Raw genomic sequence first — 26,728 nt, 5'->3', positions numbered from 1 at the left:
AAGACATGGGACTCGAAGAAAAGCTGCCGAGCGGCTTCCTGCTGACCACCGTGGAGCAGGCCGCGGGCTGGGTGCGTAAGTCGTCCGTCTTCCCGGCCACCTTCGGCCTCGCCTGCTGCGCGATCGAGATGATGACCACCGGAGCCGGCCGCTACGACCTGGCCCGCTTCGGCATGGAGGTGTTCCGCGGTTCGCCCCGCCAGGCGGACCTGATGATCGTGGCCGGCCGGGTCAGCCAGAAGATGGCGCCGGTCCTCAGGCAGGTCTACGACCAGATGCCCAACCCCAAGTGGGTGATCTCCATGGGCGTCTGCGCCTCCTCGGGCGGCATGTTCAACAACTACGCGATCGTCCAGGGCGTCGACCACATCGTCCCCGTCGACATCTATCTGCCCGGCTGCCCGCCCCGCCCCGAGATGCTGATGGACGCGATCCTCAAGCTCCACCAGAAGATCCAGTCCACCAAGCTCGGCGTGAACGCCGAGGAGGCGGCCCGCGAGGCGGAGGAAGCGGCGCTCAAGGCACTGCCCACGATCGAGATGAAGGGGCTGCTGCGATGAGCGACGTGAACCCCGAGAAGGATCTCGGCACCGACAACCTCCCCGGCCAGCGCGGCGAGGGCGGCGAGGAGATCCGCGTCCAGCGCGGCATGTTCGGCGCGAACAACGGCGGCGACACCTCCGGCTACGGCGGCCTGGTCCGCTCGGTGCGGCTGCCCGGACCGGCCACCCGCCCCTACGGCGGCTGGTTCGACGAGGTCGCCGACGAGCTGGAGGGCGCCCTGGAGGAACAGGGCCTGCTGCCGGACAACGCCATCGAGAAGACGGTCGTCGACCGCGGCGAGCTGACCTTCCACATCGAGCGCGAGCACCTGGTCCGCGTCGCCCGCACCCTGCGCGACGACCCCGCGCTGCGCTTCGAGCTGTGCACCGGCGTCAGCGGCGTCCACTACCCGCACGACAAGGGCCGCGAGCTGCACGCCGTCTACCACCTGCGCTCGATCACCCACAACCGGCTGATCCGGCTGGAGGTCAGCGCCCCCGACGCCGACCGGCACATCCCGTCACTGGTGCCCGTCTACCCGACCAACGACTGGCACGAGCGCGAGACCTACGACTTCTTCGGCATCGTCTTCGACGGTCACCCCGCCCTGACGCGGATCATGATGCCGGACGACTGGCCGGGCCACCCGCAGCGCAAGGACTACCCCCTCGGCGGCATCCCCGTCGAGTACAAGGGCGCCCAGATCCCGGCTCCGGACCAGCGGAGGTCGTACTCGTGAGCACTTCGCACGCCTCCCCGAGGGAGACCACGGAAGGCACCGTCTACACGGTCACCGGCGGCGACTGGGACGAGGTCGTCCAGTCCGCGGCCCGCGCCGACGACGAGCGCATCGTCGTCAACATGGGCCCCCAGCACCCCTCCACCCACGGAGTGCTGCGCCTCATCCTGGAGATCGACGGCGAGACGGTCACCGAGGCCCGCTGCGGCATCGGCTACCTGCACACCGGCATCGAGAAGAACCTGGAATTCCGCACGTGGACGCAGGGCACCACCTTCGTCACGCGCATGGACTACCTGACGTCCTTCTTCAACGAGACCGCCTACTGCCTCGGCGTCGAGAAGCTCCTCGGCATCGAGGACCAGATCACCGACCGGGCCACGATCATCCGCGTGCTCCTGATGGAGCTGAACCGGCTCTCCTCCCACCTGGTGTGCATCGCCACCGGCGGCATGGAGCTGGGCGCCACCACCATCATGATCTACGGCTTCCGCGACCGCGAGATGATCCTCGACATCTACGAGCTGATCACCGGCCTCCGGATGAACCACGCGTACATCCGCCCCGGCGGACTCGCCCAGGACCTGCCGCCCGGCGCGGTGGACCAGATCCGCGAGTTCGTGAAGAAGATGCGGAAGAACCTCCCGGAGTACGACAAGCTCGCCACCGGGAACCCCATCTTCAAGGCCCGTATGCAGGACGTCGGCTACCTCGACCTGGCCGGCTGCATGGCCCTGGGCGCCACCGGCCCCATCCTGCGCTCCACCGGCCTGCCGCACGACCTGCGCAAGACCCAGCCGTACTGCGGCTACGAGACGTACGACTTCGACGTCCCGACCGCCGACTCCTGCGACGCCTACGGCCGCTTCCTGATCCGCCTGGAGGAGATGCGCCAGTCGCTCAGGATCGTCGAGCAGTGCCTGGACCGGCTGGAGCCCGGCCCGGTCATGGTCGCCGACAAGAAGATCGCCTGGCCCGCCCAGCTCGCCCTGGGACCGGACGGACTCGGCAACTCCCTCGACCACATCAAGAAGATCATGGGCACCTCCATGGAGGCCCTGATCCATCACTTCAAGCTGGTCACCGAGGGCTTCCGAGTCCCGGCCGGACAGGCGTACGCGGCGGTCGAGTCGCCCAAGGGCGAGCTCGGCGTGCACGTCGTCTCCGACGGCGGCACCCGCCCCTTCCGGGTCCACTTCCGCGACCCGTCCTTCACCAACCTTCAGGCCATGGCGGCGATGTGCGAGGGCGGCCAGGTCGCCGACGTCATCGTCGCCGTCGCGTCCATCGACCCCGTGATGGGAGGCGTCGACCGGTGACCACCTCTTCTTCCGAGCGGGGCGTCAGCCTGGGCATGCCCGAACTGCCCGCGCCCGCCTACCCGGACGACGTCCGCGCCCGGCTGGAGGCCGACGCCCGCGAGATCATCGCCCGCTACCCCGACTCGCGCTCCGCGCTGCTGCCGCTGCTGCACCTCGTGCAGTCCGAGGAGGGCCACGTCACGCGCACCGGGATGCGGTTCTGCGCCGACGTCCTCGGGCTGACCACCGCCGAGGTCACCGCGGTCGCCACCTTCTACACCATGTACCGGCGCGGACCCTCCGGCGACTACCAGGTCGGCGTCTGCACCAACACCCTGTGCGCGGTGATGGGCGGCGACGCCCTCTTCGAGACGCTCCAGGAGCACCTGGGCGTCGGCAACGGCGGGACCACCGACGACGGCAAGGTCACCCTGGAGCACATCGAGTGCAACGCGGCCTGCGACTTCGCGCCGGTCGTGATGGTCAACTGGGAGTTCTTCGACAACCAGACGCCCGAGAGCGTCAAGCGCCTGGTCGACGACCTGCGCGCGGGCCGGCCCGTCACGCCCACCCGCGGCGCCCCGATGTGCACCTTCAAGGAGACCGCCCGGATCCTGGCCGGCTTCCCCGACGAGCGCGAGGGCGCCACCGACGCCGGCGGCAGCGCCGGACCCGCCTCGCTGACCGGGCTGCGCCTGGCCCGGGGCGAGAGCGCGCCCGCGCGCGTGGTCCACCCCCGCGAGGGCGGCCCGCAGGACGCGCAGCGCGACACCGTGCACGAGCCGTCGCCGACCGAGCACCTCAGCTCGCACGACGCACCGCAGCAGACCTCGGCCTCCGATCCGTCGCACCCCGCGGGACCCGCCGCCGAGGAGGGGGAGTGATGACCGTGTCCACATCGCAGGGAGGCACGGCCCGGCCGGAGGCCGGCGGCGGCGCCAGCCCCGAGAAGCTGCTCGCCCCCGTGCTCTCCGCCTTCTGGGACGAGGACCGCTCCTGGACGCTGGACGTCTACCGGCGCCACGAGGGCTACGAAGGACTGCGCAAGGCGCTCGCCATGTCCCCGGACGACGTGATCGCCTACGTCAAGGAGTCCGGACTGCGCGGCCGCGGCGGCGCCGGCTTCCCGACCGGGATGAAATGGCAGTTCATCCCGCAGGGCGACGGCAAACCGCACTACCTCGTCGTCAACGCCGACGAGTCGGAGCCGGGCACCTGCAAGGACATCCCGCTCCTGTACGCCAACCCGCACAGCCTGATCGAGGGCATCGTCATCGCCTGCCACGCCATCAGGTCGTCGCACGCCTTCATCTATCTGCGCGGCGAGGTCGTCCCCGTGCTGCGGCGGCTGCACTCCGCCGTGCGCGAGGCGTACGCGGCCGGCTACCTCGGGACGGACGTCCTGGGCAGCGGACTCGACCTCGACATCACCGTGCACGCGGGCGCGGGCGCGTACATCTGCGGCGAGGAGACCGCGCTGCTGGACTCGCTCGAAGGCCGCCGCGGACAGCCGCGGCTGCGTCCCCCCTTCCCGGCCGTCGCGGGCCTGTACGCGTGCCCCACTGTCGTGAACAACGTCGAATCCATCGCCTCGGTTCCCGCCATCATGAACCAGGGCAAGGAGTGGTTCCGGTCGATGGGCAGCGAGAAGTCCCCGGGCTTCACGCTCTACTCGCTCAGCGGCCATGTCGCGAGCCCCGGCCAGTACGAGGCACCGCTCGGCATCACCCTGCGCCAGCTCCTGGACATGAGCGGCGGGATGCGCCCCGGGCACCGGCTGAAGTTCTGGACCCCGGGCGGCTCCTCCACCCCCATGTTCACCGAGGAACACCTCGACGTCCCCCTCGACTACGAGGGCGTCGGCGCCGCCGGGTCCATGCTCGGCACCAAGGCGCTCCAGTGCTTCGACGAGACGACCTGCGTGGTGCGGGCCGTCACCCGGTGGACCGAGTTCTACGCCCACGAGTCCTGCGGCAAGTGCACACCCTGCCGCGAGGGCACGTACTGGCTCGTGCAGCTGCTGCGGGACATCGAGGCCGGCAAGGGCGTCATGGCCGACCTCGACAAGCTGAACGACATCGCCGACAACATCAACGGCAAGTCCTTCTGCGCCCTCGGCGACGGCGCGGCCTCCCCCATCTTCTCCTCCCTGAAGTACTTCCGCGCGGAGTACGAGGAGCACATCACGGGCCGCGGCTGCCCCTTCGACCCCGCCCGGTCGACGGTCTGGGCGGACCAGCACACGGAGGTGCTCGCATGACCGTGACCACCAACGCCCCCTCCTCGGGCGGCGCGGCGGCACCCCCGCCGGACGACCTCGTGACGCTGACGATCGACGGCGTCGAGATCAGCGTGCCCAAGGGCACCCTGGTCATCCGGGCCGCCGAACAGCTCGGCATCGAGATCCCCCGGTTCTGCGACCACCCGCTGCTCGACCCGGCCGGCGCCTGCCGCCAGTGCATCGTCGAGGTCGAGGGCCAGCGCAAGCCCATGGCGTCCTGCACCATCACCTGCACCGACGGCATGGTGGTCAAGACCCAGCTGACCTCGCCGGTCGCCGAGAAGGCCCAGCACGGTGTGATGGAGTTGCTGCTCATCAACCACCCGCTGGACTGCCCGGTCTGCGACAAGGGCGGCGAGTGCCCGCTGCAGAACCAGGCCATGTCGCACGGCAACGCCGACTCCCGCTTCGAGGGGAAGAAGCGGACGTACGAGAAGCCGGTGCCGATCTCCGCGCAGGTGCTGCTGGACCGCGAGCGGTGCGTGCTGTGCGCCCGCTGCACCCGCTTCTCCAACCAGGTCGCCGGCGACCCGATGATCGAACTGATCGAGCGCGGCGCGCTCCAGCAGGTCGGCACCGGCGAGGGCGACCCGTTCGAGTCGTACTTCTCCGGCAACACCATCCAGATCTGCCCGGTCGGCGCGCTCACCTCGGCCGCGTACCGCTTCCGCTCGCGCCCCTTCGACCTGGTCTCCTCGCACTCGGTGTGCGAGCACTGCGCGGGCGGCTGCGCCACCCGCACCGACCACCGGCGGGGCAAGGTCATGCGGCGGCTCGCCGCGAACGACCCCGAGGTCAACGAGGAGTGGATCTGCGACAAGGGCCGCTTCGGGTTCCGCTACGCGCAGCTCAAGGACCGGCTGACCACCCCGCTGGTGCGCAACCCCGAGGGCGACCTGGTCGCCGCGTCCTGGCCGGAGGCCCTGGAGATCGCCGCCCAGGGGCTGCTCGCCTCGCGCGGCCGCACCGGTGTCCTCACCGGCGGCCGGCTCACCGTCGAGGACGCCTACGCGTACAGCAAGTTCGCGCGGGTGGCGCTGGACACCAACGACATCGACTTCCGCGCGCGCGTGCACAGCGGCGAGGAGGCCGACTTCCTGGCCGCCCGCGTCGCCGGGCACGGCCGGGACGTCGACGGCACCGGCGTCACGTACACCGCCCTGGAGCAGGCACCGGCCGTGCTGCTGGCCGGGTTCGAGTCCGAGGAGGAGGCGCCGGGCGTCTTCCTGCGACTGCGCAAGGCGTGGCGTAGGCACGGGCAGCGGGTGTTCTCGCTGGCCACGCACGCCACCCGCGGTCTGGAGAAGGCGGGCGGCACCCTGCTGCCGGCCGCGCCCGGCACCGAGACCGAGTGGCTGGACGCGTTGGCGGGCGGCGTCGGCCTGGAGGGCGACGGCAGCCGGGCCGCCGAGGCGCTGCGCGCCGAGGGCGCGGTCATCGTCGTCGGCGAACGGCTCGCCGCCGTCGCGGGCGGCCTCACCGCCGCCGTCCGGGCCGCCACCGCGACCGGCGCCCGCCTGGTGTGGATCCCGCGCCGGGCCGGGGAGCGCGGCGCGATCGAGGCGGGCGCGCTGCCGTCGCTGCTGCCGGGCGGCCGCCCGGCCACCGACCCGCGCGCGCGGGACGAGGTCGCCGCCCTGTGGGGCGTCGCCGCCCTCCCGCACCGCTACGGCCGCGACACCGGCCAGATCCTGGCCGCCGCCGCGGACGGCGAACTCCAGGCGCTGCTGGTCGCCGGGGTGGAGGTCGCCGACCTGCCCGACCCGGCACGCGCGCGTGCCGCCCTGGCCGAGGCCGGGTTCCTGGTCTCGCTGGAGCTGCGGCCCGGCGAGGTCACCGAGCACGCCGACGTGGTCCTGCCGGTCGCGGCCGTCGCCGAGAAGGCGGGCAGCTTCCTCAACTGGGAGGGCCGGGTGCGCTTCTTCGAGGCCGCGCTCAAGCCCGAGCAGATGACCCGCCGGCTCGCCCCGACCGATCTGCGGGTGCTCCAGATGCTGGCCGACGCCATGGACGTCCACCTGGGCCTGCCGGACCTGCGCACCGCGCACGCCGAGCTGGACCGGCTGGGCGCCTGGAGCGGCCCGCGCGCCGCCGATCCCCGCGAGAGCGGCGGCGTACTGCCGCGGCCCGCCGCCGGGGAGGCCGTGCTCGCCGGGCACCGGCTCCTGCTCGACCAGGGCCTCCTCCAGGAGGGCGACGACGCGCTCGCCGGGACCCGGCACGCCGCACGCGCGCGCGTGTCGGCCGCCACGGCCGCCGAGGCGGGCGTCGCGGCCGGCGAACTGCTCGCCGTGACCGGCCCGGCCGGCACGACCGCGTTCCCGCTGGAGGTCACCGAGATGCCCGACCGGGTGGTGTGGCTCCCGCTGAACTCCGCCGGGGCCGGCGTCGCCGCCGACACCGGGGCGCAGCCCGGCTCCCTCGTCCGTATCGGCCCGGCGCCCCGCGCGGCCGGGGCCCTTGAGGAGGTGGAGGCGTGAACCCGTCCCTCGCCGCAGAGAACCTGTCGATGTTCGGCACCGACCCGTGGTGGCTGGTCGTCGTCAAGGCGGTGTTCTGCTTCGCCTTCCTGATGGTGACCGTGCTGTTCTCCATCGTGTGGGAGCGCAAGGTCGTCGCCTGGATGCAGTTGCGCATCGGCCCCAACCGGCACGGCCCCTGGGGCATGCTCCAGTCGCTGGCCGACGGCATCAAGTTGATGCTCAAGGAAGACGTCGTCGTCAAACGCGCCGACAAGGTCGTCTACATCCTCGCGCCGGTCGTCGCCGCCATCCCCGCCTTCATGGCGATCGCCGTGATCCCCTTCGGGCCCGCGGGCAACGAGGTGTCGGTCTTCGGCCACCGCACCGCGATGCAGCTGACCGACCTGCCGATCGCCATGCTGTTCATCCTGGCGGTCGCCTCGGTCGGCATCTACGGCATCGTCCTGGCGGGCTGGAGCTCCGGCTCCACCTACCCGCTGCTGGGCGGTCTGCGCTCCTGCGCGCAGATGATCTCCTACGAGATCGCCATGGGCGCCGCGTTCGCCTCGGTGTTCCTGTACTCGGGGTCGATGTCCACCTCGGCCATCGTGGAACAGCAGCACGACCGCTGGTACATCCTGCTGCTGCCGGTCTCCTTCATCCTCTACATCGTCACCATGGTCGGGGAGACCAACCGCGCCCCGTTCGACATGCCGGAGTCCGAGGGCGACCTGGTCGGCGGCTTCAACACCGAGTACTCCTCGATCAAGTTCGCGATGTTCATGCTCGCCGAGTACGTGAACATGGTGACGGTCTCGGCCGTGGCGACGACGCTGTTCCTGGGCGGCTGGCGGGCCCCGTGGCCGATCAGCACCTTCTGGGAGGGCGCCAACCACGGCTGGTGGCCGCTGCTCTGGTTCGTGATCAAGGTGCAGCTGCTGCTGTTCTTCTTCATCTGGCTGCGCGGCACGCTCCCGCGCGTGCGCTACGACCAGCTGATGAAGCTCGGCTGGAAGGTCCTCATCCCGGTCTCCGTGGTCTGGCTGATGCTCGTCGCGACCGTACGGACCCTCAGGAACGAGCACTACGACTTCGCCGACATCGCCCTCTACGTCGGCGGCGGCGTCCTGGCCCTGCTGGTGCTGTCCTTCGTCGCCGACCTGTTCCGCGAGAAGGGCGAGAAGGGCAGGGCGGCGGAGGGGAGCGCCGCGCAGCCGCCCGGGTTCGACCCGATGGCGGGCGGCTTCCCGGTGCCGCCGCTGCCCGGCCAGGAGCTGCCGCCCGTGCCGCGCCGCCGCCCGCGCCGTGAGCGCGAGCTGATTGTCAGTGGTGGCACCGACACTGTCAGTGACGGATCTCTGGATGGAAAGGAGGCGTCCGATGGCTGAGGAGCCCAAGGGGACCGACCCCGGTTTCCAGAACCCCGTGGCCGGCTTCGGCGTGACCTTCAAGGCCATGTTCAAGAAGCGGCTGACCGAGCAGTACCCGGAGCAGAAGAAGACCACCGCTCCGCGCTTCCACGGACGGCACCAGCTCAACCGCCATCCGGACGGCCTGGAGAAGTGCGTCGGCTGCGAGCTGTGCGCCTGGGCCTGCCCCGCCGACGCCATCTACGTGGAGGGCGCCGACAACACCGACGAGGAGCGCTACTCCCCGGGCGAGCGCTACGGCCGCGTCTACCAGATCAACTACGCCCGCTGCATCCTGTGCGGGCTGTGCATCGAGGCGTGCCCCACCCGCGCGCTGACGATGACCAACGAGTTCGAACTGGCCGACTCCAGCCGCGCCGACCTCATCTACACCAAGGAGCAGCTGCTCGCCGGTCTCGACGAGGGCATGGTGGACACCCCGCACGCCATCTACCCCGGCACCGACGAACAGGACTACTACCGGGGCCTGGTGACGGAGGCCGCGCCCGGCACGGTGCGCCAGCCGGCCGTCTCCAAGGGCGAGCGGATCGCGGACGAGGAGGTGGACGCATGAGCCCCGAGCTCGCCGCCTACACCACCTCCACCGGCGAGGCGTTCCAGTTCTGGGTCCTCGGCACCGTCGCGGTGATCGGCGCGCTGTGCACCGTCTTCATGAGGAAGGCCGTGCACAGCGCCCTGTGCCTGGCCGGCACCATGATCGTCCTGGCCGTGTTCTACCTGGCCAACGGCGCCTACTTCCTCGGGATCGTGCAGATCGTCGTCTACACCGGCGCGATCATGATGCTGTTCCTGTTCGTGGTGATGCTCGTCGGCGTGACCGCCGCCGACTCCCTGAAGGAGACCATCAAGGGCCAGCGCTGGCTGGCCCTGCTGTGCGGCCTCGGCTTCGGCATCCTGCTGTTCGCCGGGATCGCCAACGCCTCCCTGAAGGACTTCGCGGGCGCGGGCAAGGCCAACGCCGGCGGCAATGTGGAGGGCCTGGCCTCCCTGATCTTCACCCGGTACGTGTTCGCGTTCGAGCTCACCGGCGCCCTGCTCATCACCGCCACCATCGGCGCCATGGTGCTCACCCACCGCGAGCGCACCGAGCGGGCCAGGACCCAGCGCGAGCTGTCCGAGCAGCGCGTGCGCGAGGGCAGGCACGTACCGCCGCTGCCCGCCCCCGGCGTCTACGCCCGGCACAACGCCGTGGACATCGCGGGCCTGCTGCCCGACGGCACCCCCTCCGAGCTGACGGTCAGCAAGACCCTGCGCGAGCGCGGCCAGATCCGGGACGTCTCGGCCGAGGCGCTGGGCGACCTCAAGGCACTGGAGCAGCGGGCCGAGGAGCGCCTTGAGCGCACCGAGACCGGCTCGGCGGCCTTCAAGCGGCCCGAGGAGGCGTCGAAGTGAATCCCGTCAACTACCTGTACCTCGCCGCCCTGCTGTTCACGATCGGTGCCACCGGCGTCCTCATCCGCCGCAACGCCATCGTGGTCTTCATGTGCGTCGAGCTGATGCTGAACGCCTGCAACCTCGCGTTCGTCGTCTTCTCCCGGATGCACGGCAACCTCGACGGCCAGATCATCGCCTTCTTCACGATGGTCGTCGCCGCGGCGGAGGTCGTGGTCGGACTCGCGATCATCGTGTCGCTGTTCCGTTCCCGCCACTCGGCCTCGGTCGACGACGCCAGCCTGATGAAGCTGTAAGGGGTCGGAAGAATCGTGGAGAACCTGATTGCGCTGCTGATCGCGGCGCCCCTGCTCGGAGCGGCCGTCCTCCTGGTCGGCGGCCGGCGCCTGGACGCCGTCGGCCACTGGATCGGCACCCTGCTCGCCGGCGCCTCGTTCGTGATCGGCCTGGTCCTCTTCGCCGACCTGCTCGGCAAGGGCGCCGAACACCGCACCGTGGTCCAGCACCTGTTCAGCTGGATCCCGGTGGCCGGCTTCCAGGCGGACGTCACCTTCCGGCTCGACCAGCTGTCGATGACGTTCGTCCTGCTGATCACCGGCGTCGGCTCGCTCATCCACCTGTACTCCATCGGGTACATGGAGCACGACGAGCGGCGCCGCCGCTTCTTCGGCTATCTCAACCTGTTCCTCGCGGCGATGCTGCTGCTCGTCCTCGCCGACAACTACCTGCTGCTGTACGTCGGCTGGGAGGGCGTCGGTCTCGCCTCCTACCTGCTGATCGGCTTCTGGCAGCACAAGCCCAGCGCGGCCACCGCCGCCAAGAAGGCGTTCCTGGTCAACCGCGTCGGCGACATGGGCCTGTCGATCGCGATCATGCTGATGTTCACCACCTTCGGCACCTTCGCCTTCGGCCCGGTGCTGGGCGGCGCGGGCGACGCGAGCGAGGGCAAGCTCACCGCGATCGGCCTGATGCTGCTGCTCGCGGCCTGCGGCAAGTCCGCCCAGGTGCCGCTGCAGTCCTGGCTCGGTGACGCGATGGAGGGCCCGACCCCGGTCTCCGCCCTCATCCACGCCGCCACGATGGTGACCGCGGGCGTCTACCTGATCGTCCGTTCCGGCGCGATCTTCAACGGCGCGCCCGACGCGCAGCTCGCCGTCACCGTGGTCGGCGCGGTCACGCTGCTCTTCGGTGCGATCGTCGGTTGCGCCAAGGACGACATCAAGAAGGCGCTGGCCGGTTCGACGATGTCGCAGATCGGCTACATGGTGCTGGCCGCCGGACTCGGCCCGGTCGGCTATGTCTTCGCGATCATGCACCTGGTGACGCACGGCTTCTTCAAGGCCGGGCTGTTCCTCGGCGCGGGCTCCGTCATGCACGGCATGAACGACGAGGTCGACATGCGCAAGTACGGCGGCCTGCGTAAGTACATGCCGGTCACCTTCATCACCTTCGGCCTCGGCTACCTCGCCATCATCGGCTTCCCGGGCCTGTCCGGCTTCTTCTCCAAGGACAAGATCATCGAGGCGGCCTTCGCCAAGGGCGGCACCGAGGGCTGGATCCTCGGCGGCGCGGCCCTGCTGGGCGCGGCCATCACCGCGTTCTACATGACCCGCGTGATGCTGATGACGTTCTTCGGCGAGGAGCGCTGGCACCACCGGCCCACCGCCTCGCCCGACGCGCCCAGCGCCGAACCGGCGGCCGAGGAGCGCGGCGCGCACGCCGAGCCGCATCCGCACGAGTCCCCGAAGAGCATGACCGTTCCGATGATCGTGCTGGCCTTCGGTTCGGTCTTCGGCGGCGCGTTCTTCAGCGTCGGCGACCGCTTCCTGCACTGGCTGGAGCCGGTCACCGGGCACAGCGAGGGCGACTCGCCGCTCAGCGCCGCCGCCGTCACCGGCGCCACCATGGTCTGCCTGGTGATCGGCGTCGGCATCGCCTGGGCCCAGTACGGGCGCAGGCCCGTCCCGGCCGTCGCCCCGCGCGGCTCGCTGCTCACCCGCGCCGCCCGCCGCGACCTGCTCCAGGACGACTTCAACCACGTCGTCCTGGTCCGCGGCGGCGAACACCTCACCCGGTCGCTCGTGTACGTCGACCACACCCTGGTCGACGGGGTCGTCAACGGCACGGCGGCCTCCGTGGGCGGCCTGTCCGGGCGGCTGCGCCGCCTCCAGAACGGCTTCGCCCGCTCGTACGCGGTCTCGATGTTCGGCGGTGCGGCCCTCCTGGTCGCCGCGACCCTGCTGATGAGGGCGGTCTGATACCGATGTCCTTTCCTCTGCTGACAGCGACGGCGGTGCTCCCGGCCGTCGGGGCCGTCGCCACGGCCGCCGTACCGGCGGCCCGGCGCACCGCCGCCAAATGGCTCGCCCTGGCCGTCTCCCTGGGCACGCTCGCGCTGGCCGTCGCCACCCTGGTCCGCTTCGACCCGGACGGCGCCCGCTACCAGCTCACCGAGTCGCACTCCTGGATCGCGGCCTTCGGCGTCCGCTACGAACTGGGCGTGGACGGCATCGGGGTGGCGCTGGTCGGGCTGACCGCGCTGCTGATCCCGTTCGTGATCCTCGCGGGCTGGCACGACGCCGATCCGCTGGAGACCGGCAGCCGCCGCTGGCGTCCCACGCAGGGCTTCTTCGCCCTGATCCTGGCCGTCGAGGCGATGGTGATCCTCTCCTTCGAGGCCACCGACGTCTTCCTCTTCTACATCTTCTTCGAAGCCATGCTGATCCCGCTGTACTTCCTGATCGGCGGCTTCGGGGACCGGGCCCACGAGCACGGCGAGCAGGCGGCCGCCACCCAGCGGTCGTACGCGGCGGTGAAGTTCCTCCTCTACAACCTGGTCGGCGGCCTGATCATGCTGGCCGCGGTGATCGGCCTGTACGTGGTCGCGGGGAACTTCTCGCTGGCCGAGATCGCCGCGGCCCGCGCCAACGGCTCGCTGCACATGGCGACCGGCACCGAGCGCTGGCTGTTCCTCGGCTTCTTCTTCGCCTTCGCGGTGAAGGCGCCGCTGTGGCCGCTGCACACCTGGCTGCCCAACGCCATGGGGGAGTCCACCGCCCCGGTCGCCGTCCTGATCACGGCGGTCGTCGACAAGGTGGGCACCTTCGCGATGCTCCGCTTCTGCCTCCAGCTCTTCCCGGAGGCCAGCAAGTGGGCGACGCCCGTCATCCTCGTCCTCGCCGTGATCAGCATCATCTACGGCGCGCTGCTGGCGGTCGGCCAGCGGGACATCAAGCGCCTGGTGGCGTACGCGTCGATCTCGCACTTCGGCTTCATCATCCTGGGCATCTTCGCGATGACCAGCCAGGGCCAGTCCGGCGCGACGCTCTACATGGTCAACCACGGCATCTCGACGGCGGCGCTGCTGCTGGTCGCCGGCTTCCTGATCTCCCGGCGCGGCTCGCGGCTCATCGCCGACTACGGCGGGGTGCAGAAGGTCGCCCCGGTGCTCGCCGGGACCTTCCTGATCGGCGGTCTGGCGACCCTCTCGCTGCCGGGGCTCGCGCCCTTCGTCAGTGAGTTCCTGGTGCTGGTCGGCACCTTCACCCGGTACCCGGCCATCGGCATCGTCGCCACCCTGGGCATCGTGCTCGCCGCGCTGTACGTCCTCGTCCTCTACCAGCGGACGATGACCGGCCCGGTGAAGCCGGAGGTCTCCGCGATGCCCGACCTCAGGGTGCGCGAGCTGGTGGTCGTGGCGCCGCTGATCGTGCTGCTGGTCTTCCTGGGCGTCTACCCCAAGCCCGTGACGAACATCGTGAACCCGGCGGTCAAGCAGACCATGTCCGACGTACACAAGACCGACCCCAAGCCCGACCTGGAGGCGGCGAAGTGAGCGCAGCAGCCGTCCACAGCCTGTGGACAACCGCGGCCGACCCGATCGCCAAGATCGGCGCGCCGAAGATCGAGTACGGGCAGCTGTCGCCCACCCTCATCGTCGTGGGCGCGGCGATCGTCGGGGTGCTGGTCGAGGCGTTCGTCCCGCGCAAGTCGCGGTACCACGCGCAGGTGTTCGTGTCCGCCGTCGCGCTGTGCGCCGCCTTCGCCGCGGTCGTCGCGCTCGCGGCGGACGGCTACGGCACCACCAAGGCGCACATCGCCGCCATGGGCGCCGTCGCCGTCGACGGGCCGTCCCTGTTCCTCCAGGGCACGATCCTGCTGGCCGGACTGGTCGGCCTGTTCACCTTCGCCGAGCGCCGCCTGGACCCGGAGGCGCACGGCAACCGCGTCGACTCCTTCGCCGCGCAGGCGTCCGCCGTACCGGGCAGCGACGGCGAGAAGGCCGCGGTGAAGGCCGGTTTCACCACCACCGAGGTGTTCCCGCTGCTGCTGTTCGCCGTCGCGGGCATGCTGGTCTTCCCCTCGGCCAACGACCTGCTGACGCTGTTCGTGGCCCTGGAGGTCTTCTCCCTCCCGCTGTACCTGCTGTGCGCGCTGGCCCGCCGCAAGCGGCTCATGTCGCAGGAGGCCGCGGTCAAGTACTTCCTGCTCGGCGCGTTCGCCTCGGCGTTCACCCTGTTCGGCATCGCCCTGCTGTACGGGTACGCGGGATCGGTGTCGTACACGACGATCGCGCAGGTCGTCGAGGGCAATGTGCCCACCGTCGACCCGGCCCTGGCCAACACCACCGGGAACGACGCGCTGCTGCTGATCGGCACCGCGCTGGTCGTGATGGGACTGCTGTTCAAGGTCGGCGCCGTGCCGTTCCACATGTGGACGCCGGACGTCTACCAGGGCGCCCCGACCCCGGTCACCGGCTTCATGGCCGCGGCGACCAAGGTGGCCGCGTTCGGCGCGCTGCTGCGGCTGCTGTACGTGGTGCTGCCGGGGCTGCGCTGGGACTGGCGGCCGGTGATGTGGGGCGTGGCGATCATCACCATGCTGGGCGGTGCGATCGTCGCGATCACCCAGACCGACATCAAACGGCTGCTGGCGTACTCGTCGGTCGCCCACGCCGGTTTCATCCTCGCGGGTGTCATCGCCACCTCGAAGGACGGCGTCTCCTCCGTCCTCTTCTACCTGGCCGCGTACTCCTTCGTGACGATCGGCGCCTTCGCCGTGGTCACCCTGGTCCGCGACGCGGGCGGCGAGGCCACGCACCTGTCCAAGTGGGCCGGGCTCGGCCGGCGCTCCCCGCTGGTGGCGGCCGTCTTCGCCGTCTTCCTGCTGGCCTTCGCCGGTATCCCGCTGACCAGCGGCTTCGCCGGTAAGTTCGCCGTCTTCAAGGCGGCGGCGGAGGGCGGCGCGGCCCCGCTGGTCGTGATCGGTGTGATCTCCTCCGCGGTCGCCGCCTTCTTCTACATCCGTGTGATCGTCCTCATGTTCTTCAGCGAGCCCCACCCCGAGGGCCCCACCGTCGCGGTCCCCTCGCCCCTGACCATGACCGCCATCGCCGTGGGCGTCGCCGTCACGGTCGTCCTCGGCGTCGCCCCCCAGTACTTCCTGGACCTGGCGGACCAGGCGGGGGTGTTCGTGCGCTGATCCGGCACGCGGCACATCGACACGGAGCGGCCCGGTCCCCCGCGCGGGGAGCCGGGCCGCTCGGCTGTGCCTGGAGGGGTTACCGGGTGCTTCCGTGGCGGGTCTTGATCCCGGTCAGGTCGAGGTCCATCGTGAACGGGACGTCCGTCTTCAGCCGCTCACGGAAGATGCCTGTGCTCGTGTACGTACCGGTGGTGGGCTCCAGCTCGAAGACGTGCACGACGGCGCGGTCGTTCTCGTTCTCGACTCTCCAGTAGTGGGGGATCTTCGCTCGGGCGTACTTGAGAGGCTTGGTCTCGCGGTCGCGGGAGACGGATTCGTCGGAGACGACCTCGATGGCAAGAACGACTGCCTCCGCCGGGAACCGGGTCTGCTTCGCGTTCTCCACGGCGTCGCTGCGTACTACGACCACATCCGGCTCAGGGCGATTCTGTCGGTCGATCTCGATGGTGAGCTCGCGCACTACTTGGACCTGTTCAGGTGCCACGGACTGCAGTTGCCACTCGAAGAAACTCACTGCGCGCGAGTGGAAAAGGGTCTGCGGACTCACGAAGACCAGGCTCCCGTCGATCAGTTCCGTATGCGGAGGCAGATTCGGGAGGCGGTCCAGGTCGTCGGCGGTCCATCCGCCTTCCGGCGGAGTCGGCCAGGTGGGCTCGGACGTCTTCGGTTCGACGCTCATCAGTGCTCCCATGGGACGGAGTCTCGCCGGTGCGTTCAGACTATCGGCCGGAAACAGGCAGGTCTCCTGCGTACGTGTGAACGAGTCCCGTGTCGTTGACCGGCGCCCCGGGTCCGGCCTGTGGATAAGTCCATCGCTGTCGGCGGCGCCCCCTATCGTGGAGGACGTGGTCGAGGGACGACGGGCGGGGGACGAGACGATGGGTGGGACAGGCGGTGTCACCGACATGGCAGTGACGGACAGCGAGGCGCTGGCCACGCTGCGCCGGGTCTTCGGGTACGAGGCGTTCCGGGGCGAGCAGGAAGCGGTCATCGAGCATGTGATCACCGGCGGCGACGCCGTCGTGCTCATGCCGACCGGCGGCGGCAAGTCGCTGTGCTACCAGATCCCCGCCCTGGTCAGGCCCGGCACGGGCATAGTGGTCTCCCCGCTGATCGCGCTGATGCAGGACCAGGTGGACGCCCTGCGCGCGCTCGGTGTGCGCGCCGGTTTCGTCAACTCCACGCAGGACTTCGACGAGCGCCGCACGGTCGAGGCGGAGTTCCTCGCGGGCGAGCTGGACCTGCTCTACCTGGCCCCGGAGCGGCTGCGCCTGGACGCCACGCTCGACCTGCTCTCCCGCGGCAAGATCTCCGTCTTCGCCATCGATGAGGCCCACTGCGTCTCCCAGTGGGGCCACGACTTCCGCCCCGACTACCTGTCGCTGTCCCTGCTGGGCGAGCGCTGGCCCGACGTGCCCCGGATCGCGCTCACGGCGACCGCCACCCGGGCCACGCACCAGGAGATCACCCAGCGGCTGGACATGCCGCGGGCCCGGCACTTCGAGGCCAGCTTCGACCGGCCCAACATCCAGTACCGGATCGTGCCCAAGGCCGACCCCAAGAAGCAGCTCCTGGCCTTCCTGCGCGCGGAGCACGAGGGCGACGCGGGCATCGTGTACTGCCTCTCGCGCAACTCCGTGGAGAAGACCGCCGAGTTCCTGTCGGCCAACGGCGTCCGCGCGGTGCCCTACCACGCGGGCCTCGACGCGGGCACCCGCGCCACGCACCAGGCCCGCTTCCTGCGCGAGGACGGCCTCGTCGTGGTCGCGACCATCGCCTTCGGCATGGGCATCGACAAGCCGGACGTCCGCTTCGTCGCCCACCTCGACCTGCCCAAGTCCGTCGAGGGCTACTACCAGGAGACCGGCCGCGCCGGCCGCGACGGCCTGCCCTCCACCGCCTGGATGGCCTACGGCCTGAACGACGTCATCCAGCAGCGCAAGATGATCCAGTCCGGCGAGGGCGACGAGTCCTTCCGCCGCCGCGCCGCCGCCCACCTGGACTCGATGCTCGCCCTGTGCGAGACGGCCGGCTGCCGCCGCGGACAGCTCCTCGCCTACTTCGGCCAGGACCCCGACGCGAGCGGCTGCGGCAACTGCGACACCTGTCTGACCCCGCCCGAGACCTGGGACGGCACGGTCGCCGCCCAGAAGGTGCTCTCCACGGTGGTCCGGCTCCAGCGCGAGCGGGGGCAGAAGTTCGGCGCCGTGCAGATCATCGACATCCTGCTGGGCAAGCGCACCGGCAAGGTGATCCAGTTCGACCACGACCAGCTCTCCGTCTTCGGCATCGGCACCGAGCTGACCGAGGGCGAGTGGCGCGGGGTCGTCCGCCAGCTCCTGGCGCAGGGACTGCTCGCGGTCGAGGGCGAGTACGGCACGCTGGTGCTGACCGAGGCCAGCGGCGAGGTGCTGCGCGCCGACCGGAAGGTGCCGCTGCGCAAGGAGCCGAAGCGGCCGGCCACCGCGCGCTCCGCGTCGTCCTCGTCCTCCGGGCGGGGCAAGGGCAAGGCCGCCGTGGCGGAGCTGCCCGCGGAGCTGCTCCCCGCCTTCGAGGCGCTGCGCGCCTGGCGCGCCGAGCAGGCCCGCGAGCAGGGCGTTCCCGCGTACGTCATCTTCCACGACGCCACCCTCCGCGAGATCGTCACGCTCTGGCCGGACTCGGTGGCGCGGCTCGGCACGGTCGGCGGGGTCGGCGAGAAGAAGCTCGCGACCTACGGGGAGGGCGTCATCGGCGTGCTGAAGTCGCTGTCGGCCCCGTCCGGCGACCGCGCCGCCTCCGCACCCGGCCCCGCCTCCGACATCGAGCCCGAGCCGGACTTCGGTCCGGAGCCGGAACCGGAGGACGACTGGATATAGCCGGCCGGGCGGAACCGGCAGCCGGAACCGGCGGAGCCGGCCGCCCGGAGCCGGCCCGGCGGTGCCTCGGCCCGGGGTCTCGTCCAGCGGGTCACAGCGCCCGTGACGCGTACGCCCTGACATCCGCGTCCGGGTCGGGCGGTGGCTGTGGCCAGGGCGGCTCGGGCCGAGGCCGACGCGGTGTGCCGGGCCAGCGCCAGGACCGCGGCCTTGCGGACGTCCCCGTTGGGGTCGCCGAGGGCCCCGGCCAGGGCGGGCACGGCGGTCCCGGCGTCCGCCGCGGACAGCGCGGTCGCCGCGCCCGCCCGGACCTGCCAGGCCGCGTCACCCAACGCCGCCACGGCACGCGCGGCGAAGCCGGGCGGCTCCCCGGCGGCGGCCACCGCGGCGAACGCCGCACCGCGCACCAGCACGTCCGCGTCCCCGGTCAGCCGGTCCAGCGCGGCCACGGTGCGGTGACCGCCGCCGAGCCCGCCCAGCGCCTCGGCCACCGCGACCCGCACCTCACGGGACGGATCGCCCGCCGCACCGGCCACCGCCTCGGCGGCGTCGACCGAGACCAGGGCGCGCACGGCCTCGATCCGCACCGAGGCGGCCGTCCGCCGGACCCGGCCAGGCACAGCCGGCGATCGTCGTCGGCCAAGGCCCGTCACCTGAGCGCCGTCAGCCGATCGCCGTCAGCCGATCGCCGTCAGCCGAGCGCCGTCAACCCGGGGGCGAACGTGATCAGCAGCGGCAGCAGGGGCACCAGCGCCGCCACCGTGGTGGTCAGCGCCCTGCGCCGGCGGTCCAGCCGGGGCGGGGGCTCCAGGAGGCGGTCCACGCGCTCGCCCAGCAGGCGATGGCTGGAGGAGCAGGAGAGGACCCCGCGGTGCTGGTTGAGTTCGATCAGGGCGAGGGCCGTGGTCAGATGGCCGTGGCGGCGCGAGGCGGTGTCGTCGGCGGACAGTTCGACCAGGCGGTGCGTCTGGTCGCAGAAGTGCGCGAAGAGCGGGACGTGCGGGAAGCCGGTCGCCAGCGCGGTCGACAGGTGCAGCAGCCAGTCGTGGTGGGCGCGGGCGTGCCCGCGTTCATGGGCGAGCACGGCGTCGAGCTGGTGGCCCGTCAGCCGCCGCAGCGCGCCCGTGGTGACGATGAGCTGGGGCGGGTGTCCGGGCATCCACCAGGCGTCGGGGTACTCGTCCTCCAGCACCAGCATCGGACCGCGGGCCACGGGCAGGCCCTCGGGCAGGTCGGGGGCGCGTTCGCGCAGGTGCGCGCGGGCCAGCCCGCGGCGCCTGCGCGCCTCGGCGACCTCGCGGCCGAGCATCGCGGTGGTCCAGGCGGCCCCGCAGGCCAGCAGCAGGGTGAGGACCGCGGCCCACGCGGGCGCCACCGACAGGTCGTACGCGGCGGTCACGGCGGGCGGCGCGGGCGCGAACACCCGGTCGCGGACGGTGTGGAAGACGGCCGCGGTGCCCAGGACCAGCGCGGCCAGACAGCACAGCAGCACGGTGGCCACCAGGCACTGCCAGACCCACAGCGCGACCACGGGATCCCGCTCGGGCCACTCCGCCCGCGTCAGCGCGCGGGGGACCGGTACGGCGGCCGTCAGCGCGACGGCGGTCAGCAGGAGCAGGCAGACGGTCATGCCACGGGCTCCGGATCCTGATCGGAGGTGGGCGGAGTGGGGTCGTACGGTGGGTCGTGCCGTGCGGTGGTGCCGTGGTGGTGCTGTGGCCGCGGAACGTGCCGTACGGCGGCCCCGTACGGCAGTTCTGTGCGGCAATGCTGTGCGGCAGTTCTGTGCGGCGGTGCCGCGGGGTGGTGCGTGTCGTTACCGCCAGTATGACGGGGACGGGCGCCACGAGTCAGGGTCCGGCGGCAACCGGTCCGCTCTCCGAGGCACCCCCCGCCCTCCTCGGAAGGTCCGGCCCCCTCAGCCCGCCACGATCCGCCCGGTCACCTCGCCCAGGCCGACCCGGACCCCGTCCGCGCCCGGCGCCCACGCCGTCAGCGTCACCACGTCCCCGTCCTCCAGGAACGCGCGCTTGCCGTCCGGGAGTTCGAGCGGTTCGCGACCGTTCCAGGTGAGTTCCAGGAGCGAGCCGCGCTGGCCGGGCTCCGGTCCGCTCACCGTGCCCGAGCCGTACAGGTCGCCGGTGCGCAGGGAGGCGCCGTTGACCGTCATGTGGGCGAGCTGCTGCGCGGCCGTCCAGTACATCGTGGAGAACGGCGGCTCGGACACCGTATGACCGTTGATCGCGACGGAGATCCGCAGGTCGTAGCCGCCGGGCTCCTCGCCGGTGTCGTCCAGGTAGGGCAGCAGCGGGTGCGTGCGGTGCGGCGGGTCCGTCCGCGCGTCCTCCAGCGCGTCCAGCGGTGTGATCCACGCCGACACGGAGGTGGCGAAGGACTTGCCGAGGAACGGGCCGAGGGGGACGTACTCCCAGGCCTGCACGTCCCGCGCCGACCAGTCGTTGAGCAGGCACAGCCCGAACACGTGCTCGCGGAAGTCCGCCAGCGCCACCGGCTGCCCGGCCCGCGAGGGCACCCCGACCACGAAGCCGACCTCGGCCTCGATGTCCAGCCGCACCGAGGGGCCGAACACGGGCGCGGGGTCGGCGGGGCCCTTGCGCTGTCCCGAGGGGCGTACGACGTCCGTGCCCGAGACGACGACCGTCCCCGAGCGGCCGTGGTAACCGATCGGCAGGTGCTTCCAGTTGGGGGTGAGGGAGTCCTCGGCGTCCGGGCGGAAGATCTGCCCGACGTTGCGCGCGTGGTTCTCGGACGCGTAGAAGTCGACGTAGTCCGCGACCTCGAAGGGCAGGTGCAGGGTCACCGAGGAGAGCGGGTGCAGGAAGGGGGCCACGGTCTCCTGGTGCGCGGGCACCGTCACCCACGCCGTCAGCGCGCGCCGCACGTCCGACCAGGCGGTGCGGCCCGCGGCGAGCAGCGGGTTCAGGGTCGGCCGCGCGAGCAGGGCGGCGTACGGGGAACCGAGCGCCAGCGCCGCCGCACCCGCGTCGAGGACATGGTCGCCGAGCCGGACGCCCACGGTCCGCTCCTGCGACCCGGCGCGCGAGAAGACACCGTAGGGAAGGTTGTGCGGACCGAAGGGGTCGCCCTCGGGGACCTCGAAGGGGGGCATCGGGTACTGCCTCTCTTTCGTGTGCCGGTGTTCCATGGGGGACATGGGTGTCTGGCCACACGTTCATGTGGTCGCGCCACACGTTACGGGGGAGGCAGCTGTCTTGGGCAGTGTCCGAGGAGTCTCCCGGCGACACGGCGGAGGGACGTCGTCCGGTTTCCGCCCGTCACTCGCCTGGCGGATCCGTATTCTCTGATCATGCCCGCACCCGCTGCCCCCGCGTACGCCCTCATCGCCACCGACCTGGACGGCACGCTGCTGCGCGGCGACGACTCCGTGTCCGGGCGGACCCGCGCCGCGCTCGGCCGGGCGGCGGCGGCCGGTGCCCGGCACCTCGTCGTCACCGGACGCCCGGCGCCGCGGGTCCGCCCGCTGCTGAGGTCCCTCGGCGGCACCGGGCTCGCGGTGTGCGGCCAGGGCGCCCAGCTCTACGACGCCGGGGCCGACCGCATGCTGTGGTCGGTCACGCTCGACCGGGAGACGGCCGAGACCGCGCTCGGCAAGATCGAGGCGGAGGTGGGGGAGGTGTACGCGGCGGTCGACCAGGACGGCGTGGACGGCCTCACGCTCATCGAGCCGGAGTACCGCATGGCGCACCCGACGCTGCCCGCCGAGCGGGTCGGGCGGCGCGAGGAACTGTGGCGCGCGCCCATCAGCAAGGTGCTGCTGCGCCATCCCCGGCTGTCCGACGACGAACTGGCGGCGGCGGCCCGCGGCGCGGTCGGTCCGCTCGCCTCGGTGACCATGTCGGGCCCGGGGACCGTCGAGCTCCAGCCCTGCGGCATCACCAAGGCGACCGGTCTCGCGCTGGCCGCGGCGCGGCTGGGACTCGGCCCCGGGGACGCCCTCGCCTTCGGCGACATGCCGAACGACATCCCCATGTTCCGGTGGGCGGCCCGGGGGGTGGCGATGGCCGGCGCCCACCCGGAGCTGAAGGCGGTCGCCGACGAGGTCACCACGTCGAACGAGGACGACGGCGTCGCCGTCGTCCTCGATCGTCTGTTCGTCTGAGCCCTCCGCGTGCCGGCCGGCACGCGGCTGCCCGTCAGTACGCGCTGTTGACGTTGTCGATGGAGCCGTAGCGCGCGGCGGCGTAGTTGCACGCGGCCGTGATGTTGGCGACCGGGTCGTAGATGTCGAACGACGTGCCGGCCACGTGGTAGGCGTTGAAGGTCGGCTGGATGACCTGGAGCAGGCCCTTGGAGGGGATGCCCGCGGCGGCGTTGGAGTCCCAGTTGTTGATGGCCAGCGGGTTGCCGGACGACTCGCGCATCACATTGCGGTGGATGCCGTTGTACGTGCCGGGGATGCCCTTCTGGGCCATGACGGCGAGCGACTCGCGGATCCAGCCGTCCAGGTTGTTCGGGTAGGCGACCGTGCTCGCCGTGGTGGCGGTGGCGGCGGTCGGGGTGGCCGCGGAGGCGCCGGACGCCCCGATCAGCGGCAGGGCGAGGATCGCGGCACCGGTGCCGGAGACGGCGAGGGTGCGGACGAGACGAGCGGCGCGGGAGCGGCTGGGACGACGTGCAGACATGGGGATTTCCTCTCCGTCGCCTGCGAGGTGAGCTGTCGGGTTCGGGCGGGGAGGTGCCCGGCCGGCTCCTCAGAGCACGGCTTCACCCCGAGCCGTTCCGGCGCGGCGTACGACGTAGGACGTACGGCGCTCCGGCCCGGCGACTTACCTGGGTCCCCCGCTCCTGCCATGAGCTGTCGGTGGGTGGTCATCGAGCGCTGGCAGGATTCGGCGTCCGCTCGACTGGCCCGGAACGTATGCGAGAGCACATGTCCCGAACAAGTACCTGATGCATACATCGTCCTAGTTGACCTTGATCCAGGGCATTTTGGCCGCTTGATCCTTTGCGATTGCCAAGGGTCAACTCGCTTGCGGGGGACGGGGAGCGGGGGGTCGGCGGGCCGTGGCGCGGGGTGGCGGTGCACGTGATGCAGCTCACGGAATAATTCGGCCAGGAGCATTTGCCCCCAAGGGGAATTGAAATGCTAATAAGGGTAAATCGGACTCGTAGGGCTGGAAGTGACGGCCGTCACGATCGGTGAGGCCCTGGCCTTGTTCGTACGTACGTGGGCACGGGTGGGCGTGTGGAAGGAGAGTGGGCGCGGCGGGACGGGTGAGAGGAGGGGAAGGGGGAGGCTGGGGAGGAGCGGGAAAGAGCAAGTCGATAAATATCTGTTCATATGTGGTGATCGAAAACATATCGGTCGTGATCCGATACCACCTGGCCTGTATCGGTGGGCGCTATCGGTGATCGAAACGTGACCGGATACGCTGACTTGAGTGATGGCAGCGACCTATCGACAAACCGTGTAAGCGCCAGCAGACACCAGCAGACAGGAGACCCCTCGTGACCGTCGTCGGGCCGTTCGGGCTGAGCGTGCGGGACCAGGCTCTCGAAGCCGATGTCCAGGCCGGATTGGCGGCTGTCGAGGAAGGGCTGCTCGAAGCCACCAAGAGCGAGGTCCCGTTCATCACGGAGGCCGCCCAGCACCTCGTGAAGGCGGGCGGCAAGCGGTTCCGGCCGCTGGTCGTGATGCTGGCGGCCCAGTTCGGCGACCCCGACGCGCCGGGGATCGTGCCCTCGGCCGTGGTCGTGGAGCTGACCCACCTGGCCACGCTCTACCACGACGACGTGATGGACGAGGCCGCCGTGCGGCGCGGGGTGGCCAGCGCCAACACCCGCTGGGGCAACGCGGTCGCGGTCCTCACCGGAGACTTCCTCTTCGCCCGCGCCTCCCAGATCCTCGCGGACCTCGGCCCGGAGGCCGTCCGGGTCCAGGCGCTCGCGTTCGAACGGCTCGTCACCGGGCAGATCCTGGAGACCGCCGGACCGCAGGACGGCAGGGACCCGGTCGACCACTACCTGGACGTGCTGGGCGGAAAGACCGGTTCGCTGGTGGCCGTCGCGTGCCGGTTCGGCGCGATGATGTCCGGCGCCGACGAGCGGGTCGTGGACGTGCTGACGCAGTACGGGGAGCGGCTCGGTGTCGCCTTCCAGCTCGCGGACGACGTGCTCGACATCGCCTCCGACTCCCAGGAGTCCGGCAAGACCCCCGGCACCGACCTGCGCGAGGGCGTCGCCACGCTGCCGGTGCTGCGGCTGCGCGAGCGCGCCGCCCGGCTGGGTCTCGCCGAGGACATCGCCCTGTGCGAACTGCTCGCCTCCGACCTCAGCGACGACGCCCGGCACGCCGAGGCGCTGGCCGCGCTGCGCGCCCACCCCGCGCTCGAACAGGCCCGGCGGGACAGCGTCCGCTACGCCGAGGAGGCGCGGGCCGCGCTGGCCCCGCTGAAGGAGTGCGGCGCCAAGGTGGCCCTGCTCCAGCTGTGCGACGCGGTGGTGCACCGGGTCGGCTAGCTCTAGGGCCGGTCTCCCCGCATCCCCGGGCCCGGCCCTGGCCCTCCCTGCCTCTTCCTTGCCCTCCCCGCTTCTTCCTTGCCTTCCCCGCCTCTTCCGCCTCTTCCTTCCGGGCCTTTTCCTGTGCGCTTCCGGGCGGCCTGAGGGGCCTCTTCCTGTGGTGCCTCTTCCCGCCGGGTCTCTCCACCCCCGGTCCCGCCTCTCCACCCGGCCGGACCCGGTCCCGGAGGGGGTCCCGGCCGGCTTCTCCACCCCGACCCCTACGGGGTGGTGGAGAAGCCGCCCTCGTGTGTCATACCGCAGGCGTACACGGAGTTGGCTCCGCGGTCTGACGCTTCGTCGCGGCCGATTTGGTCAGATGGAAGCACGGACCACACCACTCCTCACCGATTCGGGTGAGAATGGCGGCTTGGGGTGGGAGCAGTGCACACGGGCAGCCGCCGCCGACGACGGAGGTAAGGCACACATGGCACCGTACGAATCCGACGACACCAGGGACACCCCGGAGGCCGGCGACCGCGCCTCGGCGCGCCGCAAGGCCGCCCGTTACGGCGTCCCGGTCGCGGTGGTGGGGGTGGCGGCGGCGACCATCGGGCTCGTCCCGGCACTCGCCGACTCCGGTGACCCCGACCTGCCGAAGATCACCGCGCAGCAACTCATCGAGAAGATCGCCAAGTCGGACGTCGAGCGCCTGTCCGGCACCGTCAAGATCACCACCGATCTCGGGCTGCCGAACCTCGGCGGTCTGGAGAGCAGCCTCGCCTCCGGCGCCCTGGGCGGCGGCGACGGCTCGTCCGCCGACCCCAGCTCCAAGCTGACCGAGCTGGCCTCCGGCACGCACACGCTGCGCGTCGCGGCCGACGGCCCGGACCGGCAGAAGGTCTCGCTCGTCGAGAGCGCCGCCGAGTACAGCCTCGTCCACAACGGCAAGGACGTCTGGGGCTACGACAGCAAGTCCAACGAGGTCTACCACTCCACCGCCCCCCAGGACGGCGCCAAGGACCGGAGCGAGGGCAAGGACCACCTCCCGGCCACGCCCAAGGACTTCGCCGACGAGGCCCTGAAGGCGGCCGACGACACCACCTCGGTGACGGTCGACGGCACCGCCCAGGTCGCCGGGCGGGACGCCTACAAGCTGGTGATCAAGCCCCGGCACGCCTCGGGCACCACGGTCGGTGCGATCAGCATCGCGGTGGACTCCGCCACCGGGCTGCCGCTCAAGTTCACCCTCACCCCGGCGAGCGGCGGCGCCGCCGTCGTGGACGCGGGCTTCACCCAGGTCAGCTTCGACCGGCCGGCCGCCTCCACCTTCGACTTCACCCCGCCCAAGGGCGCCAAGGTCACCGAGGAGAAGGACGGCAAGGCGGGCGAGCACGCCCTTCCGCCGGGCGCCCCGCACAAGGGCCTCACCCCGGGGAAGGACGTCACGCAGGGCAAGGGCCTCGACAAGGACGGCCCGAAGGTCATCGGCGAAGGCTGGAACTCCGTCGCCACCTTCGACACCGGCGGCAAGGGCGGCCTCCCGACCGACGCCGGCTCCGCCGCGGGCGGCGACCTGGGCGGCTTCCTGGGCTCGCTCGGCGACCACGTGAGCGGCTCCTTCGGCAAGGGCACGGTCTTCTCCACCCGCCTGGTCAACGCGCTGATCACGGACGACGGCAAGGTCTACGTCGGCGCCGTCACCAAGGACGCGCTGGTGAAGGCGGCCGACGCCGCGAAGTAGCCGCGTCCGGCACG

Annotated in this window: 20 protein-coding genes, 2 pseudogenes and 1 riboswitch; of the genes and pseudogenes, 17 read left to right on the top strand and 5 right to left on the bottom strand. The window is 71.3% G+C overall.

The window, feature by feature from the left end:
* Window positions 1-5 precede the first annotated feature (5 nt).
* From R4Z62_RS13790 to nuoN, 13 genes are read left to right on the top strand one after another with little or no spacing between them, the layout of a single operon-like run.
* Window positions 6-560: a NuoB/complex I 20 kDa subunit family protein gene (locus R4Z62_RS13790; RefSeq protein WP_037887621.1), complete on the top strand. Its 555-nt coding sequence runs from the start codon at window positions 6-8 to the stop codon at window positions 558-560.
* Window positions 557-1,282 carry an NADH-quinone oxidoreductase subunit C gene (locus tag R4Z62_RS13785; protein ID WP_018568269.1) on the top strand — a complete coding sequence of 242 codons (726 nt, stop codon included), beginning with the start codon at window positions 557-559 and terminating at the stop codon, window positions 1,280-1,282. Before R4Z62_RS13790 ends, R4Z62_RS13785 begins: the two co-directional genes overlap by 4 nt.
* Window positions 1,279-2,601, top strand: coding sequence for an NADH-quinone oxidoreductase subunit D (locus tag R4Z62_RS13780; protein WP_064534529.1), 1,323 nt, complete (start codon window positions 1,279-1,281; stop codon window positions 2,599-2,601). Before R4Z62_RS13785 ends, R4Z62_RS13780 begins: the two co-directional genes overlap by 4 nt.
* Window positions 2,598-3,467 (top strand): NADH-quinone oxidoreductase subunit NuoE, encoded by an 870-nt coding sequence (gene nuoE / locus R4Z62_RS13775; protein WP_037887624.1) that lies wholly within the window; start codon window positions 2,598-2,600, stop codon window positions 3,465-3,467. Before R4Z62_RS13780 ends, nuoE begins: the two co-directional genes overlap by 4 nt.
* Window positions 3,467-4,843, top strand: a complete 1,377-nt coding sequence (gene nuoF, locus R4Z62_RS13770; RefSeq protein WP_491519923.1) for an NADH-quinone oxidoreductase subunit NuoF — start codon at window positions 3,467-3,469, stop codon at window positions 4,841-4,843. Before nuoE ends, nuoF begins: the two co-directional genes overlap by 1 nt.
* A complete protein-coding gene (locus R4Z62_RS13765; RefSeq protein WP_491519922.1) occupies window positions 4,840-7,344 on the top strand; it encodes an NADH-quinone oxidoreductase subunit G in 2,505 nt (834 codons plus the stop codon). The genes nuoF and R4Z62_RS13765 overlap by 4 nt, the downstream gene beginning before the upstream one ends.
* Window positions 7,341-8,714 carry an NADH-quinone oxidoreductase subunit NuoH gene (nuoH, locus tag R4Z62_RS13760; protein ID WP_064534532.1) on the top strand — a complete coding sequence of 458 codons (1,374 nt, stop codon included), beginning with the start codon at window positions 7,341-7,343 and terminating at the stop codon, window positions 8,712-8,714. Before R4Z62_RS13765 ends, nuoH begins: the two co-directional genes overlap by 4 nt.
* Window positions 8,707-9,309 (top strand): NADH-quinone oxidoreductase subunit NuoI, encoded by a 603-nt coding sequence (gene nuoI, locus R4Z62_RS13755; protein ID WP_064534533.1) that lies wholly within the window; start codon window positions 8,707-8,709, stop codon window positions 9,307-9,309. The genes nuoH and nuoI overlap by 8 nt, the downstream gene beginning before the upstream one ends.
* Window positions 9,306-10,148 carry an NADH-quinone oxidoreductase subunit J gene (locus R4Z62_RS13750; RefSeq protein WP_018568276.1) on the top strand — a complete coding sequence of 281 codons (843 nt, stop codon included), beginning with the start codon at window positions 9,306-9,308 and terminating at the stop codon, window positions 10,146-10,148. The genes nuoI and R4Z62_RS13750 overlap by 4 nt, the downstream gene beginning before the upstream one ends.
* Window positions 10,145-10,444 (top strand): NADH-quinone oxidoreductase subunit NuoK, encoded by a 300-nt coding sequence (gene nuoK, locus R4Z62_RS13745; protein WP_018568277.1) that lies wholly within the window; start codon window positions 10,145-10,147, stop codon window positions 10,442-10,444. The genes R4Z62_RS13750 and nuoK overlap by 4 nt, the downstream gene beginning before the upstream one ends.
* A 15-nt stretch (window positions 10,445-10,459) precedes the next feature.
* The gene (gene nuoL / locus R4Z62_RS13740) at window positions 10,460-12,406 is read left to right on the top strand and encodes an NADH-quinone oxidoreductase subunit L (protein WP_064534535.1); all 1,947 of its coding nucleotides are present in this window, start codon (window positions 10,460-10,462) and stop codon (window positions 12,404-12,406) included.
* 5 nt (window positions 12,407-12,411) lie between these two features.
* A complete protein-coding gene (locus R4Z62_RS13735) occupies window positions 12,412-13,983 on the top strand; it encodes an NADH-quinone oxidoreductase subunit M (protein ID WP_385503497.1) in 1,572 nt (523 codons plus the stop codon).
* On the top strand, window positions 13,980-15,629 hold the full coding sequence (gene nuoN / locus R4Z62_RS13730; protein ID WP_064534537.1) for an NADH-quinone oxidoreductase subunit NuoN: 1,650 nt from the start codon (window positions 13,980-13,982) through the stop codon (window positions 15,627-15,629). The genes R4Z62_RS13735 and nuoN overlap by 4 nt, the downstream gene beginning before the upstream one ends.
* Before the next feature lie 79 nt (window positions 15,630-15,708).
* Here the strand turns inward: nuoN and R4Z62_RS13725 are convergent, their stop codons facing one another.
* Window positions 15,709-16,311 (bottom strand): Uma2 family endonuclease, encoded by a 603-nt coding sequence (locus R4Z62_RS13725; protein ID WP_491519921.1) that lies wholly within the window; start codon window positions 16,309-16,311, stop codon window positions 15,709-15,711.
* 199 nt (window positions 16,312-16,510) lie between these two features.
* Between R4Z62_RS13725 and recQ the strand changes: the two genes are divergently transcribed.
* The gene (recQ, locus tag R4Z62_RS13720) at window positions 16,511-18,490 is read left to right on the top strand and encodes a DNA helicase RecQ (RefSeq protein ID WP_491521869.1); all 1,980 of its coding nucleotides are present in this window, start codon (window positions 16,511-16,513) and stop codon (window positions 18,488-18,490) included.
* 91 nt (window positions 18,491-18,581) lie between these two features.
* On the opposite strand, the pseudogene R4Z62_RS13715 reads toward recQ, so the two are convergent.
* The 3 genes and pseudogenes from R4Z62_RS13715 to fahA form a co-directional block, all read right to left on the bottom strand.
* A pseudogene (locus tag R4Z62_RS13715) lies at window positions 18,582-19,080 on the bottom strand (HEAT repeat domain-containing protein); the annotation flags it as partial.
* 461 nt (window positions 19,081-19,541) lie between these two features.
* Window positions 19,542-19,688 (bottom strand): annotated as a pseudogene (locus R4Z62_RS13710) (M48 family metalloprotease); the annotation flags it as partial.
* 720 nt (window positions 19,689-20,408) lie between these two features.
* The gene (fahA, locus tag R4Z62_RS13705; RefSeq protein WP_064534541.1) at window positions 20,409-21,620 is read right to left on the bottom strand and encodes a fumarylacetoacetase; all 1,212 of its coding nucleotides are present in this window, start codon (window positions 21,618-21,620) and stop codon (window positions 20,409-20,411) included.
* A gap of 198 nt (window positions 21,621-21,818) precedes the next feature.
* On the opposite strand from fahA, the gene R4Z62_RS13700 reads away from it, so the two are divergent.
* Window positions 21,819-22,631, top strand: coding sequence for an HAD-IIB family hydrolase (locus R4Z62_RS13700; protein WP_491519920.1), 813 nt, complete (start codon window positions 21,819-21,821; stop codon window positions 22,629-22,631).
* Between the two features lie 34 nt (window positions 22,632-22,665).
* On the opposite strand, the gene R4Z62_RS13695 is transcribed toward R4Z62_RS13700, so the two are convergent.
* On the bottom strand, window positions 22,666-23,154 hold the full coding sequence (locus R4Z62_RS13695) for a transglycosylase SLT domain-containing protein (protein ID WP_018568292.1): 489 nt from the start codon (window positions 23,152-23,154) through the stop codon (window positions 22,666-22,668).
* A 2-nt stretch (window positions 23,155-23,156) separates the two neighbouring features.
* Window positions 23,157-23,346: riboswitch (cyclic di-AMP (ydaO/yuaA leader) on the bottom strand.
* Between the two features lie 634 nt (window positions 23,347-23,980).
* On the opposite strand from R4Z62_RS13695, the gene R4Z62_RS13690 reads away from it, so the two are divergent.
* Together R4Z62_RS13690 and R4Z62_RS13685 are read left to right on the top strand one after the other, a co-directional pair.
* On the top strand, window positions 23,981-24,991 hold the full coding sequence (locus tag R4Z62_RS13690) for a polyprenyl synthetase family protein (RefSeq protein ID WP_064534543.1): 1,011 nt from the start codon (window positions 23,981-23,983) through the stop codon (window positions 24,989-24,991).
* A gap of 466 nt (window positions 24,992-25,457) precedes the next feature.
* Window positions 25,458-26,714 (top strand): LolA family protein, encoded by a 1,257-nt coding sequence (locus R4Z62_RS13685; protein WP_064534544.1) that lies wholly within the window; start codon window positions 25,458-25,460, stop codon window positions 26,712-26,714.
* The last annotated feature ends 14 nt before the right edge of the window (window positions 26,715-26,728 follow it).

It is taken from the genome of Streptomyces sp. PL-25 (genome assembly GCF_058344915.1).
Note: the sequence above shows the minus strand (reverse complement) of the source record. Positions and strands in the feature narration are given on the sequence as shown.